Source organism: Psychrobacter sp. 1Y4 (genome assembly GCF_051847555.1).
This window is the reverse complement of the sequence record NZ_JBPYDE010000720.1, coordinates 1-640: the sequence shown is the minus strand read 5'-3', so window position 1 is coordinate 640 and position 640 is coordinate 1. Positions and strand designations below refer to the sequence as shown.

Here is a 640-nt window from a genome sequence, read left to right as displayed (position 1 = left end):
CCATTGCAATAAAAATAAGAAAACCAGTACTAAAACGAGCGCAGTAATTACCATCGGCAACCATGATAATTTACGCGCTAACACACGTGCAATGACGTGTGCTGCTAAGGTTAGGAGTACAGCTGCTAAGGTCGCCATAAATACGCTATCAAAAGTCATAATATCTCTCCGTAGCTCACGGCTGTTCTTTTTGCTGATTGGCCGTGCCGCTGTCGGCATTGGCATCTTGATTCAACCAGCGATTGGCCAGTAGCGCGAGTCCCCACATCGGTATGAGCGTACTTACTATCATTGTGACCATCACGCCCAACAGCTCATCTCCTAGCGCAAATAGCAGTAAGCCTGCACCCGCTGAGACGGGTAGAAATGCAAAACCACTATCGACGAGGAGGGTGTTACTGGCTTGAGTGAGCCAGTTAGGTAACCCTTTGAGCAATCGCCATATCATCAAGATAACAAACATCGCCACCAAGCCGACAATATTGGCGGCTTTTTCGATACCTGCCAATTGACAAAGAACCACAGCCGTCTCTCGGACAACGATAACCATGGTCAACGTTAAAATTAACGAAATCCATAGCGGGAGATGAGAGGAGTGAGTAGGCTTCATAAGCAGTGTGGCCAAGTCAGATATAGGTGA

General features: G+C 47.3%; 1 protein-coding gene. It reads right to left on the bottom strand.

The window, feature by feature from the left end; genetic code table 11:
* Positions 1-175 precede the first annotated feature (175 nt).
* On the bottom strand, positions 176-550 hold the full coding sequence (locus ACS8FC_RS18520; RefSeq protein ID WP_439297869.1) for a CidA/LrgA family protein: 375 nt from the start codon (positions 548-550) through the stop codon (positions 176-178).
* Between the last annotated feature and the right edge of the window lie 90 nt (positions 551-640).

What these genes read in the sequence shown, in the direction of transcription:
- ACS8FC_RS18520 (WP_439297869.1), bottom strand. Translation starts at nt 550, where the DNA reads ATGGTTATCGTTGTCCGAGAGACGGCTGTGGTTCTTTGTCAATTGGCA.